Raw genomic sequence first — 12,208 nt, 5'->3', positions numbered from 1 at the left:
TGGGCCTCCATGCGGTGTTTTCCAGCAGACTGCCGGTCGCGGGCGGGCGGCCCCAGAGAAGAAGACGCAGCCCTGCGCGCAGGGCCCCGTGCGCATCCGTCCCCGCAAGGGGAGAACGACGACGCGGCGGGCCGGCCCGGGGGTGTTCCGGGGCGGCCCGCCGCGTGGGTCGGGCGGGGTGGGTCAGTGCTCGTCGACGGCGACGAAGCGCAGCTCGGAGGTGTAGGCGGCGCCCTCGTCGTCGGTCAGCCAGACCTGCTCGGGGCTGGGCAGCATCTCGGTGACGGTGATCCGCCCCTCGGGGTCCTTGCCGGCGAGCCGGCGCAGTGCCTTGGCGAGGATGTTGACGTACACCGGGCTGTCGAAGTCCACGTAGAACGGCCGGGGTTCGGTCGGCGAGACCACGAACACGTACCGGGGCAGGCCGTGCTCCTCCCGCCAGCGGCGGGCCCGGACGTAGCGGCGGGCCTCGTCCTTCTCCGCGGCGAACGCCGCCCCCGCGGCCGGCAGGCGCCACTGCTCGCGGGCGACCACCAGCCGGTCCACGGTCACCCGGGGGGTGTGGTCGGCCTCCGGGAGGACCTGGAACAGGTCCATCGCCAGCGTGGTCAGCACGTGCGAGAACACGTCCACCGCGGGGAACTCGGCGCCGTCGGGCAGCACCACCCGCAGTTCGCCGTCCCGGTCGACCACGGCGACGTCGGCGCTGCGCACGCTGCGCGGCCGGCCGGGGTCGGCGGTGAAGTCCACCAGGGCGACCTGGTAGTCCTCGGGGCGGGTGAGCGCGTACTTGACCCGGGCGGAGAGCCGGGAGCGGTGCTCCTTGGGCAGCAGCGGCAGCAGCCGGGGCCCCGGGTGGTCGCGGCCGGTGAGCGCGTCCAGTTCGGCCCGGTCGGGGTGCTGGTGGACGAAGAGCGAGGCGCCGAGCGTGTTGGACGCCAGGTGGAGCTCGCCGAGGACGAGGTGGAACGCGCCGCGCCCGATCGCCTCCGCGCCCTCGGCGGCGATCATCACGTCCGGCGACAGGTACCGGGCGGCCGTCCAGCCGCCGCCCGGTCCGGCGAATCTGGCGGCCACCTCGCCCGCCACCTGATCGAGCGTCAGGTGTACGCGCCGAGCGCCGGGCTGCGGCTGCAGGACGGCCTGCCAGTGCTCCTGGAAGGCGCGTTGCAGCTGTTCGGCCGCCCGCCGGGCGTCGCCGTGCAGCACCGGCATGCAGGCGAACCAGAAGCTCGCCAGGTCGACCGGCCCCTGCGCGGCCAACTGCTCGTACACCCTGCGGGCGCCGGCCATGACCGCCTCGGCGAGCCGGCCGGTGAGCCAGCCGGCGCTGCTGAGCAGCGGCTCCAGCGGGGCGAGGGCGTCGCGGACGGCGGTGCCCAGGTGCGCGGTGGCGGAGCGGCGGGTGTCGGCGTACACCACGGCCCGGCAGGGCGCGGTGCCGGCGGACTTCTCCCGGACGGCGGCGGTCTCGGTGAGCGCGGTGAACTCGGCCTCCAGCGCGACCAGCGCCTCGACCACCTGCTCGGCGCCGCTCGCCGCGGCGACCGCCGCCCGGCCGCGCTCCAGGGCGTCCAGCGCGTCGGTGCCGCGCTCGCGCAGCGCCGGGTCGCCGACCTGTGCGAGCCAGGCCCGCAGGTCGCGTTCGGGGTGGGTGGAGGCGGGGATCTCCAGCCGCCACTGCGCCCAGCGCTTGGCCACCAGCTCGTCGAGGACGGCCGGGACGTCCACGCCCGGCAGTTCCTCGGCCAGCCGGTGCGCGGTGCGGACGCCGTCGCAGCGGGCCAGTACGGCGGCCGCGTCGGCGCCGACGGTCTGCGGCTTGCGTCCGGGGACGGTGACCAGCAGGCCGTCGAGCCGGACGAACGGCACCCGTCGGGGGGCCACCCAGGGCCGGGCGGCCGGGTCCTCGCCGAGCCGGGCGGCCAGCGCGTCGATCGCCCAACTCGCCCAGTAGACGGTGGAGTCGGCGGTCAGGCCGGTGCCCGGGTCGACGGTCACCCCGGGCCCGGAGCCGTCCCAGCGGCCCCAGCCGACCGGGCCGAAGAAGCCGATGGTGTCGTTCTTCACGCAGAACCGCTGCCAGTAGTGCGCGACCAGTTCCTCGCGCTGGCGCGGCATGCTGGTCCGACCGGCGGCGCTGGGCGTCCAGTTGAGGAACGGGGTGATGCCGGAGGCCAGTACCGGCCGGTTCTGCCAGGCGACCGCCTCGCGGAAGGCGGGGGTGCGGGCGATGTCCTGCAGGACGTGGGCGCTCTCCACGGCGGCGTCGGCGTACAGCTCGGCGAACGGTGTCCAGCGATCGCCGGTGAGCTGTTCGCCGGCCTCGAACTTGTCGGCGGCCTCGGCGAGTCCGGCGGGGGCCAGGCGCAGTACCCCGTCGGCGGGGAAGCCGGGCCCGCGCAGGGCGAACTGCTCCCACAGCCGCCAGCGCCCGCCGGGCAGGTAGGTGTCGGTCACGGCAGGTCTCCCTCGGGCCTCAGGCGTCGGCGAAGTCGGTGTCGACGACCTCGGCGAGGTCGGCGGGCGTCGGGTAGGCGAAGACCAGGGAGACCGGCAGCTCGACGCCGAGCTCCTCGTGCAGCCGGCCGATGATCTGGAAGGCGCTCAGCGAGTCGCCGCCGGCGGCGTAGAAGTCGGCGTCCCGGTCGAGGTCGTCGATGCCGAGGACGTCGCGGTAGATGGAGACCAGCAGGTCGGCGGTGGAGCGGGCGGTGGTGGTCATGGGGACTCCTCAGGAGGTCGGGACGGGGTGCTTGCGCGGGCCCGGGGACTGCCGGGCGGTGGCGGTGCGAAGAGCGGAGGCGGTGTTGCCGCCGGAGACCACGGCGACGGCGCGCCCGGTCGGTCCGGCCCGGAGCGCTCCGGCGAGGGCGACGGCGCCGCTGGGTTCGGCCTCGACGCCGTGCCGGGCGAGCAGGTCGACGGCGGCCAGGATCTCGGCGTCGGTGACGGCGATCAGCGCGTCGACCCGGTCGCGGACGATCGGGTAGGTCACGGTGCCGGGCTGCTGCCCGCGCAGCCCGTCGGCGACGGTGGCGCTCGGCGGCAGCCGCAGCGGGCGGCCGGCGGCCAGTGAGCGGGCGTAGCGCGGGGTGGTGGCGGGTTCCACGCCGACCACCCGGACGGGGCGTCCGGTGGCGGCCAGGCAGACCCCGGCGAGCAGTCCGCCGCCGCCGGTGGGCACGTACACGGTGTCCGCGTCGGGCACGTCGGCGAGGATCTCGCGGCCCACCGTGCCCTGTCCGGCGACCACCAGCGGGTGGTCGGAGGAGGGCACCAGGACGGCGCCGGTCCGCTCCGCCAGCTCCCGGGCGTGGACCTCCCGTTCGGCGACCCCGCCGGTGACGGTGACGGTCCGGGCGCCGAGCGCCTCGATCAGCGCCGCCTTCTGCGGGCTGGCGCCCGCGGCGAGGACCACGGTGAGGTCCAGCCCCAGCCGGCCGGCCAGGCCGGCCAGCGCGATGCCGTGGTTGCCGGAGGAGCCGGTGACGATCCGCCGGGCGCCGAGCGCGAGCACCGCGTTGGTGGCGCCGCGCAGCTTGAACGAGCCGCTGTGCTGCAGGTGTTCGGCCTTCAGCAGGACGCCGGGCAGCACGTCCAGCACGGGGGTGCGGCGGATGTGCCGGGCGATCCGGATCGCGGCGGCGGTGACGTCGTGCGGCCGCAGGCCGGTCTCCCCGGCGAGGTGGTCGAGCTGGGCGAGCTGGGCGGTCACCGGGCCCCTCCCGCCTCGGCGAGCGCCCGCCGGTCGGCCTTGCCGCTGCGGTTGGTGGGCAGTTCGGCGAGCCGGTCGAAGCGGCGCGGCATCAGGTACGGCGGCAGGGTGCGGCCCAGGTGGGTGCGCAGCGCCGCGTCCTTGACCTCCTCCAGGTCGCCGGTGACGTGCGCGACCAGGTACACCCGGCCCTGCGGGTCGGTGGCGGCGGTCACCACCGCGCCGGTGACGTCCTGGTGGGTGAGCAGCGCGGACTCCACCTCGGCCGGGTCGACCCGGTAGCCGCGGATCTTCACCTGGCGGTCGATCCGGCCCAGGTAGCGCAGGCCGTCCGGGCCGGCCGCGGCCAGGTCGCCGGTGCGGTAGAGCCGGGCGCCGGGCGGGCCGAGCGGGTCCGGGACGAAGCGTTCGGCGGTCCGGGCGGGCCGGCCGCGGTAGCCGCGGGCCACGCCCACGCCGCCGATGTACACCTCGCCCGCCTCGCCGTCGGCGACCGGCGCCAGGTCCGGGTCGAGCAGGCGGACCACCACACCGTCGATCGGGCGGCCGACCACGTCCGCGCCGAGCTCCGGCACGGTCGGCACGGGGTGCCGGGTGGAGGTCATGGTGCACTCGGTCGGGCCGTACTGGTTGACCAGCGAGCCGTCGATCAGCGGGCGGCCGCCGGCGGTCAGGAAGGGGCGCAGCGACTCGCCGCTGGAGACGGCCAGCCGGATGCCGGCGAGCAGTTCGGCGGCGTTCGGCTGGGCGGCCAGGTGGGTCAGGAACGACGGGGTGACGCTGAGCAGGGTGTTCACGCCGTGCTCGCGGACGGCGGCGGCGAAGCCCTCCGGGCGCAGCAGCCGCGAGCGCGGCACCAGCACCAGGCGCCCGCCCGCCAGCAGCGGGGCGAAGGTGTCGCGGATCGACGCGTCGTAGCCGAGCGGGGCGACCTGCAGGGCGACGGTGTCGGCGCCGAGGCCGTAGTCGCGGGCGACGAAGCGCAGGTAGGAGTCGAGGCCGCGGTGCTCCACCAGGACGGCGCTGGGCTCCCCGGTGGTCCCGGAGGTGTGGCTGACGTACGCCAGCGCGTCGGGCGTCACCGGGAGGGTGTCGTGGGCGCGCGGGGCCGCCGCACCGGCGGGCGGGCCGATCAGCAGCGGCTCGCCGGGGATCGGCAGGGCCAGCCGTTCTGCCGAACCCTGCGTGGTGAGCAGGAGTTCGGCGCCGCCGCTGGTGACCAGGGCGGCCAGCCTGGCGGGGGGCTGCTCGACGTCCAGGGTGAGGAAGGCGGCCCCGGCGCGCAGCACGGCCGCCATCGCGACCACGGCGTCCGCGCCGCGGTCCACGGCGATCGCGCAGACCCGCTCGGGGCCGGCCTCGCGTTCGACCAGCCGGGCGGTCAACGCCTCGATCCGGTGGGCGAGTTCGCCGTACCCGAGGTCGCCCTCGGGGGTGCTGAGGGCGACCCGTCCGGGGGTGTTCCGTCCGTGCGCGAGCAGCTCGTCGACGAAGGTGCGCATCACCGTTCCCCCACCGTGCGGTCGACCGCGACGAAGCGCAGTTCGGAGGTGTAGGTGGCGCCGTGCTCGTCGGTGAGCCAGGCCTGCTCGGGGGTGGGCAGCATCTCGCTGACCTTGACCTTGGCGTCCGGGTCCTTGCGGGCGAGGCGGCGCAGCGCCTTGGCGAGGATGGTGATGTAGACGGGGCTGTCGAAGTCGACGTAGAACGGCCGGGGTTCGGCCGGGGAGACGACGAAGACGAAGCGCGGCAGGTCGAGTTCGCGCTGCCACTGGCGGGCCCGGACGAAGCGGCCGGCCTCGGTCTTCTCCTCGGCGAAGGCGAAGGAGTCGACCGGCAGGGTCCAGGTCTCGCGGGCGACGACGGTGGTGTCGATGGTGATCCGGGGCGTGTGGTCGCCGCGCGGGCGGATGGTGAAGCGGTCCATCACCTTCTGGGTCAGGGTGTTGGCGTACACATCCAGCAGCGGGAAGACCGCGCCGTCGGGCAGCACCGCGACCAGGTCGCCGTCCCGCTCCTCGACGGTGACGTCGGCGCTGAGCGCGGTGCGCGGCCGGTACGGGTCGCCGGTCTGGTCGACCAGGGCGACCACGTAGTCCTCGGGCCGGTCGAGGGAGGGCCGGCTGCGGGTGGACCACTTGAGCGGCAGCTCCTTGGGGAGCATCGGCAGCAGCCGCGGGCCGGGGAAGTCCTTGCCGGTCTCGGCGATCAGCTCGTCCCGGTCGGGGTGCTGGTGGACGAAGAGCGAGGCGCCCATGGTGTTCAGCGCGGAGTGCATCTCGCCGAGCACCAGCTCGAACTCGCCGCGCGCCACGGCCTCGGGGCCTTCGGCGAGGAGCAGCACGTCGGGGCTGAAGTAGCGGGCCAGCGACCAGCCGGCGCCGGGCTCGTCGAACTCCTCGCGGACCCGCTCGGCGATGTCGGCGGAGGAGACCCGGACCCGGCGGGCGTCCTCGGGCAGTTCCAGGATCCGCGCCCACTTGGCGCGCAGCTCGTCCTGGATGGCGTCCAGGTCGGCCTTGGCCTGCGGGTACGGCGAGGGCAGGCACTCCAGCCAGAGCGTGCCGAGGTCGACCCGGCCCTGCTCGGCGAGGCGCCGGTGGACGGCGCGGACCCGCTCGGTGACCTGCGCGGCGAAGCGGTTGGTGAGCCAGCGGGCGGAGGTCAGGCACTGCTGCAGCGGGGTGAGTTCGGCGAGCAGGGCGCTGCCTGCGCTGGCGGTGGCGGCGCGGCGGCTGTCGCTGTAGACCAGGCCGCGGCAGGGTGCGGTACGGGCGCCCTTGGCGCGCTGCGCGTCGGCCTGGGTGGTCTCGGCGAAGTCCGCCTCCAGGGCGGCGATCGCGGTGGTGAGCGCCTCGGCGTCGGTGCCGGCGGCCTGCACGGCGTCGCGGCCGCGCTCCAGGACGGCCAGCTTGGCCAGCGCCCGCTCGCGCACCTCGGTGTTGCCGATCCGCTCCAGGATGGTGCGCAGCTCGCGCTCCGGGTAGGTGCTCGCGGGCACGTCCAGACGCCAGTGCGCCCAGCGCCTGCCGACCAGCCGGCGGACGGCCTCCTCGGCCTCGGCCGGGCCGATGCCCAGCTCGGCGGCGACGGCGGCGACGGTGCGGGTGCCGTCGCACAGGTCGAGCACCGTGCGGTCGAACGGGTCGATCTCCTGCGGCTTACGGCCGGGCAGCCGGACGGCGCCGTCGACCACGCCGACGAAGGAGACCCGCACCGGCGGGATCCAGGCCATCAGCTCCGGGTCCTCGGCGAGCACGGCGGCCAGCGCGTCGATCGCCCAACTGGCGAAGTACACCCGGGAGTCGGCGAGGAAGCCGGCACCGGGGTCGACGGTCACCCCGTGCCCGGAGGTGTCCCAGCGGCCCCAGCCGACCGGGCCGAAGAAGCCGATGGTGTCGTTCTTCACGCAGAACCGCTGCCAGTAGTGCGCGACCAGTTCCTCGCGCTGGCGCGGCATGCTGGTCCGGCCGGCGGCGGTCGGCTCCCACGCGAGGAACGGCGCGATGCCGGTGCGCAGCACGGCCGGGTTCTGCCAGGCGATGGCGGCCCGGAAACGGGGCATCGCGGCGATCTCCTGCAGGCGGCGGGCGGTCTCCACGGCGGCGGTGTCGTAGGCCTCGGTGAAGGCCTGCCAGTCCGGGCCGGCGAGCCTGTCGTCGGGGCCGAACTTGTCGGCCTCCAGGGCGAGGTGGGCGGGTGCCATGCGCAGCACGCCCTCGGCGGGGAAGCCGGGGCCGCGCAGCGCGAAGTGCTCCCACAGCCGCCACCCCCCGGCTGGCAGCACGACGTTCTCCGGGACGTCCGACATGGGCGGAACTCCTTCCAGGGACAGGGGTTCGGCGGTCCGGCGGCGGGTTGCGCCCCGGTCCGACGCTTCAGCACACTGCCGGTCGCCCGCCCCGGCCCGGCAGAGAAGAACCGGCAGCGAGACACGCGGGCCGCATCCGCCGCTCCGTCCCTGTGGCGGGGCCGCCCGCAGGCGGCACGCTGGCCCTCGACCGAGCGAGCACCCGGCGACCACGAGGAGGACGCCCCGATGAGCGACACCGACGAGACCCAGTACCAGGTCGTACTCAACGACGAGGAGCAGTACTCGATCTGGCGGGCCGACCGCGACCTGCCGGCCGGCTGGCACGCCGAGGGCACGGCCGGCACCCGCCAGGCGTGCCTGGACCACATCGAGGTGGTGTGGACCGACATGCGGCCGCTCAGCCTGCGCCGCCGCCTCGCGGCCGCGGGCGCCTGACCGGCCGGGACGCCGTACGCACCACGCCCCGCCCGATCGGAGGACACGAGTCCGTGATGACATCGCAGTCGCTGTACGTCCCCACCGCGGTGGACGTGCGGCGGATCCAGGCCGAGCTGCGCTCACCGCCCCAGCGCAGCCTCACCGGGCCGCTGGCGGTCTATCTGGCGACGGCACGCGGGCACGACGAACACGCCCTGCGCCACGCCGCCGAGGTGCTCGACGCCGAGGAACGGCAGCGCGCCCACGCGTTCCGCCGGGAGTCCGACCGCGAGGCGTACGTGCTGGCGCACGCCGTGCTGCGCGGACTGCTGGGCTCCCACCTCGGCATGGACGCCGCCACCCTGCCCCTGACCCGCGAGCCCTGCACGGGCTGCGGCGGGCCGCACGGACGTCCGGTCCTGCGCGGCAACGGCGTGCACTTCTCGCTCTCGCACAGCGGCGACCTGGTGATGGTCGCGCTGGCCACCTCCCCGGTGGGCGTGGACGTCGAGCAGGTGCCCAGCCGGCAGGCCACCCACGACGTCCAGGCCATGCTGCACCCGGCGGAGGCCGCCGAACTGATGGCCATGCTGGACGAGGACCGACCCGCCGCGGTGGCCCGCGCCTGGGTCCGGAAGGAGGCGTACCTCAAGGGCCTGGGCACCGGGCTGTCCCGCAGCCCCGGCCTGGACTACCTGGGCACCGGCCCCGAACCGGGACCGGCCCCGCCCGGCTGGCACATCCGCGACATCCTGGTGCCCGCCGGCTACGCCGCCGCCCTGTCGGTCCGCCGGCTGGAATGACCCGCGGACGCCGCTGGGCACCCGCCCAGCGGCGTCCGGGTCACCCGAACCACCAGACCGCCGGTGCCGATCGCCGGTGGCCATCGTCCGGCGGCCCCCTCCGGGCGTCATGAGTACCCGTACTCAGGCGGGCTCACCCACGGCCGGCCCGGCGGTCGGGCGCAGCACCGTCAGCCCGTCCTCCTGGGACGCCACCAGGGCGAACGGGAACCGGTCGAGCTCCAGGCAGAGCGCCACGTCGTCCGGGTGCGCCCCCTCGCGCACGCCCTGCGCCAACTCGGCGGCGGCCCGCGAGCCGGCGGCGCGGCGCAGGAACCCGGCGGCGTCCGGCCCGTCCACGGCGGCTTCCGGTCTCCTCCCGGCGGCGGCGAGCGCGGCGATGTACTGGGCGCAGGCCAGGTCCTCCTCGGCCCGCCCGTCCTCACCGGTCACCACGAAGGTGACGTCCCCGCACCCGCGTTCGCGCAGCAGCTCCGCCGTCGCCCCCGCCACCACGAAGCTCGCGCACAGCACCAGCCTCGCCTCCCTGACCGCGAGGGCGCCGACCGTCCCGGCCGTGGTCTTCTGCACGACGGTCCGTCCGCGGAGGTCGACCGTGCGCAGCAGCGCCGGCGAGTTGACGGCGTCGAAGCCGGGCGCGGGCGGCCCGTCCTTGAGCGCCACCCAGTCCGGGTGGCGCTCCTTGAGTGCCCGTGCGTCGTCCAGCGACTCGGCGAGGACGATTCTCTCCGCCCCTCGCGCGAACGCCCAGGCGGCCACGGTGTAGGCCCGCATGACGTCCACCACGACCGCCACGGTGGGGACTTCGGCCACTTCGTCGATACCGATGAATCGCGTGTCCATTCGATCATGATTCCGCACACCGAGCCGCCGTGTCCGGATATGACAGGAAGCCGTCATTGCGGCCACCCCGCCCCGCGGCGAGGATGGACGCATGCCAACCACCCGCCGCGTCGTCATCGCGGTCTTCCCCGACGTCGACCTGCTCGACGTCACCGGGCCCGCCGAGGTCTTCGCGCTGGCCAACCGGGAGACCGGCGGCCGCGCGGGCTACGAGGTCCGGCTGGCCGGCCCGGGCGCCGGACCGGTCACCACCTCGGCGGGCGTCCGGCTGCTCACCGACCTCGCCTTCGACCAGGTCGACGGCGTGCTGGACACCCTGCTCGTCCCCGGCGCCGTCGACCTGCACCCCGACGGACCGGTCGCCCGGATCGACCCCGAGGTGGTCGCCTGGCTGCGGACCGCCGCCCCGCAGGCCCGCCGGGTCGCCTCGGTCTGCGTCGGCGCGCACCTGCTCGCCGCCGCCGGACTGCTGGACGGCCGCACCGCCACCACCCACTGGTCCACCGCCGCCCAACTCGCCGCCGAGCACCCGGAGGTGACGGTCGACCCCGACCCGATCTTCGTCCGCTCCGGCAACGTCTGGACCGGCGCGGGCATCAGCGCCTGCATGGACCTCGCCCTCGCCCTGGTCGCCGACGACCACGGCGAGGAGGTCGCCCTCGGCGTCGCCCGGCAGCTGGTGATGTACCTCAAGCGGCAGGGCGGGCAGAGCCAGTTCTCCGTCCCGCTCAGCACCCCGCCCGCCACCCGGCGGGACATCGACGAGCTGCGCCGCCACATCGCCGACCACCCGGAGGACGACCTCTCCGCCGCCGCCCTGGCCGGCCGGATGAGCCTGAGCGAACGGCACTTCGCCCGGGTCTTCCGCCAGGAGACCGGCCGCACACCCGCCGCGTACGTCGAAGCCGCCAGGGTCGAGGCCGCCCGCCGCCTGCTGGAGGGCACCGACCTGCCGCTCGACCGGGTCGCCGCCGCCTGCGGCCTCGGCTCGGTGGAGACCCTGCACCGCGCGCTGCGCAAGCAGCTCGCCACCACCCCCGCCGCGTACCGGCGGCGCTTCCGCACCAACCCCTGACCCTCTCCTCCGCACGGCACGGGCCGCACCCGCGGCTCCGCCGTGCCCGCGAACACCCACGACCGAAGGAGCACCACCATGACCGCCTCCGCCACCCTGCGCGAGGTCAGCGGCCTCGACAACCGCCCGCCGCGCCTCGCCGACGCCACGCTGGTCCTGATCGACTACCAGAACACCTACCGCGAGGGCGTGATGGCCCTCGACGGCGCCGAGGCCGCCCTCGCCGCCGGGGCCCGGCTGCTCGCCGCCGCCCGCACCGCCGGCATCCCCGTCGTGCACGTGGTCAACGACGGCGGCGAGGGCACCCCGTACGACATCCGCGCCGAGATCGGGGCGATCAGCGCCGAGGTCGCACCGCAGGACGGCGAGCCCGTGGTCGTCAAGCAGACCCCCGACGCCTTCCACGCCACCGTGCTGGAGGAGACCCTGAAGAACCTCGGCGCCGGCCCCGAACTGGTGCTGGCCGGGTTCATGACCCACATGTGCGTCCAGTTCACCGCCCAGGGCGCGTTCGTCCGCGGCTACCGGCCCACCGTGGTCGCCGACGCCACCGCCACCCGCCCGCTCACCGCCCCCGACGGCAGCACGGTCTCCGCCGCGGCACTCCAGGCCGCGGCACTGACCACCGTCGCCGATCTGTTCGGTGTGGTCGTCCCGAGCATCGACGCCCTCACCGGCTGACCTGCGCCCCCTCCGCCGCCCGAGCGGGCCTCCGGCGGCGAAGGCGCGGAAACCGTTGGCCGCGGCCCGCCGCACGCTGGCATGCTGGCCCCGTGGAGAGACCGGAGATCTGGATCAGCTTCGCTCCCGAGCTGCACCTCTTCGTCGCCTCGGCGCGGCGGACGGGGCGGTCCGCGGTGCGCACCGACGGCGCCTCGACGCTCGGCCACGTCGTGGAGTCCCTCGGAGTCCCGCTCACCGAGGTCGGCACGCTGCTCGTCGACGGCCGGCCGGCCGACACCTCGCACATCCCCCGCGGCAGCGAGGAGATCGAGGTGCGGAGCGTGGCCAGGCCCCAGCCCGTCGCCGGCCCGACCCGCTTCCTGCTCGACGTCCACCTCGGGACGCTCACCCGCAGGCTGCGGCTGCTCGGCATCGACGCGGCGTACGAGAACCCGGACATCGGCGACGCCGCGCTGGCCGCCCGCTCGGCGGCCGAGCAGCGCGTGCTGCTCTCCCGCGACCGCGGTCTGCTGCGCCGACGCGAGCTCTGGGCGGGCGCCTACGTCTACAGCCACCGCCCCGCCGACCAGCTCAGGGACGTCCTCTCCCGGTTCGCGCCCCCGCTCGCCCCGTGGACCAGGTGCACGGCCTGCAACGGAACGCTCCGCCCGGCAGCCAAGGAGACGGTGCACCGGCAGCTGCTGGACGGCACCCAGCACGCGTACGACGCCTTCGCCCAGTGCACCGCCTGCGCCCAGGTCTACTGGCGCGGCGCCCACCACGCCCGGCTCAACGAGATCGTCGACGAGGCCCTGCGCGACTTCGGCACGCCCGGCGCCGTCCCCGCCTGACAGTCGCCGGCCGCCGGCCGTCAG

Annotated in this window: 11 protein-coding genes; 5 read left to right on the top strand and 6 right to left on the bottom strand. The window is 75.6% G+C overall.

Annotated elements, in window-relative coordinates; genetic code table 11:
* Positions 1–183 precede the first annotated feature (183 nt).
* From ACGFX4_RS11640 to ACGFX4_RS11620, 5 genes are read right to left on the bottom strand one after another with little or no spacing between them, the layout of a single operon-like run.
* Positions 184–2,460 carry a lantibiotic dehydratase gene (locus tag ACGFX4_RS11640; RefSeq protein ID WP_393072121.1) on the bottom strand — a complete coding sequence of 759 codons (2,277 nt, stop codon included), beginning with the start codon at positions 2,458–2,460 and terminating at the stop codon, positions 184–186.
* A 19-nt stretch (positions 2,461–2,479) separates the two neighbouring features.
* Entirely contained in the window at positions 2,480–2,725 is a 246-nt protein-coding gene (locus tag ACGFX4_RS11635; protein WP_345695927.1) for an acyl carrier protein, read from the bottom strand.
* Positions 2,726–2,734: 9 nt separating this feature from the next.
* The gene (locus ACGFX4_RS11630; protein ID WP_393072119.1) at positions 2,735–3,718 is read right to left on the bottom strand and encodes a threonine/serine dehydratase; all 984 of its coding nucleotides are present in this window, start codon (positions 3,716–3,718) and stop codon (positions 2,735–2,737) included.
* Entirely contained in the window at positions 3,715–5,220 is a 1,506-nt protein-coding gene (locus ACGFX4_RS11625; RefSeq protein WP_393072117.1) for an amino acid adenylation domain-containing protein, read from the bottom strand. The genes ACGFX4_RS11630 and ACGFX4_RS11625 overlap by 4 nt, the downstream gene beginning before the upstream one ends.
* The gene (locus ACGFX4_RS11620; RefSeq protein ID WP_393072115.1) at positions 5,220–7,529 is read right to left on the bottom strand and encodes a lantibiotic dehydratase; all 2,310 of its coding nucleotides are present in this window, start codon (positions 7,527–7,529) and stop codon (positions 5,220–5,222) included. The genes ACGFX4_RS11625 and ACGFX4_RS11620 overlap by 1 nt, the downstream gene beginning before the upstream one ends.
* A gap of 228 nt (positions 7,530–7,757) precedes the next feature.
* Between ACGFX4_RS11620 and ACGFX4_RS11615 the strand changes: the two genes are divergently transcribed.
* On the top strand, positions 7,758–7,967 hold the full coding sequence (locus tag ACGFX4_RS11615) for an MbtH family NRPS accessory protein (protein ID WP_345695931.1): 210 nt from the start codon (positions 7,758–7,760) through the stop codon (positions 7,965–7,967).
* 56 nt (positions 7,968–8,023) lie between these two features.
* Positions 8,024–8,752, top strand: a complete 729-nt coding sequence (locus ACGFX4_RS11610) for a 4'-phosphopantetheinyl transferase family protein (RefSeq protein WP_393072112.1) — start codon at positions 8,024–8,026, stop codon at positions 8,750–8,752.
* Positions 8,753–8,875: 123 nt separating this feature from the next.
* On the opposite strand, the gene ACGFX4_RS11605 is transcribed toward ACGFX4_RS11610, so the two are convergent.
* Positions 8,876–9,595 (bottom strand): 2-phosphosulfolactate phosphatase, encoded by a 720-nt coding sequence (locus ACGFX4_RS11605; protein ID WP_393072110.1) that lies wholly within the window; start codon positions 9,593–9,595, stop codon positions 8,876–8,878.
* A gap of 91 nt (positions 9,596–9,686) precedes the next feature.
* Here ACGFX4_RS11605 and ACGFX4_RS11600 point away from each other — a divergent pair, with 91 nt between their 5' ends.
* The 3 genes from ACGFX4_RS11600 to ACGFX4_RS11590 all read left to right on the top strand — a co-directional run bounded on the left by ACGFX4_RS11600 (position 9,687) and on the right by ACGFX4_RS11590 (position 12,184).
* Positions 9,687–10,670, top strand: a complete 984-nt coding sequence (locus ACGFX4_RS11600; protein ID WP_393072108.1) for a GlxA family transcriptional regulator — start codon at positions 9,687–9,689, stop codon at positions 10,668–10,670.
* Between the two features lie 78 nt (positions 10,671–10,748).
* A complete protein-coding gene (locus ACGFX4_RS11595; RefSeq protein WP_393072106.1) occupies positions 10,749–11,351 on the top strand; it encodes an isochorismatase family protein in 603 nt (200 codons plus the stop codon).
* 92 nt (positions 11,352–11,443) lie between these two features.
* Complete coding sequence (locus tag ACGFX4_RS11590) at positions 11,444–12,184, top strand: Mut7-C RNAse domain-containing protein (protein ID WP_393072104.1); 741 nt, start codon at positions 11,444–11,446, stop codon at positions 12,182–12,184.
* The last annotated feature ends 24 nt before the right edge of the window (positions 12,185–12,208 follow it).

The organism is Kitasatospora sp. NPDC048365, from assembly GCF_043200835.1.
Lineage (GTDB): Bacteria > Actinomycetota > Actinomycetes > Streptomycetales > Streptomycetaceae > Kitasatospora > Kitasatospora terrestris.
This window is presented reverse-complemented; position numbering and strand designations above follow the sequence as displayed.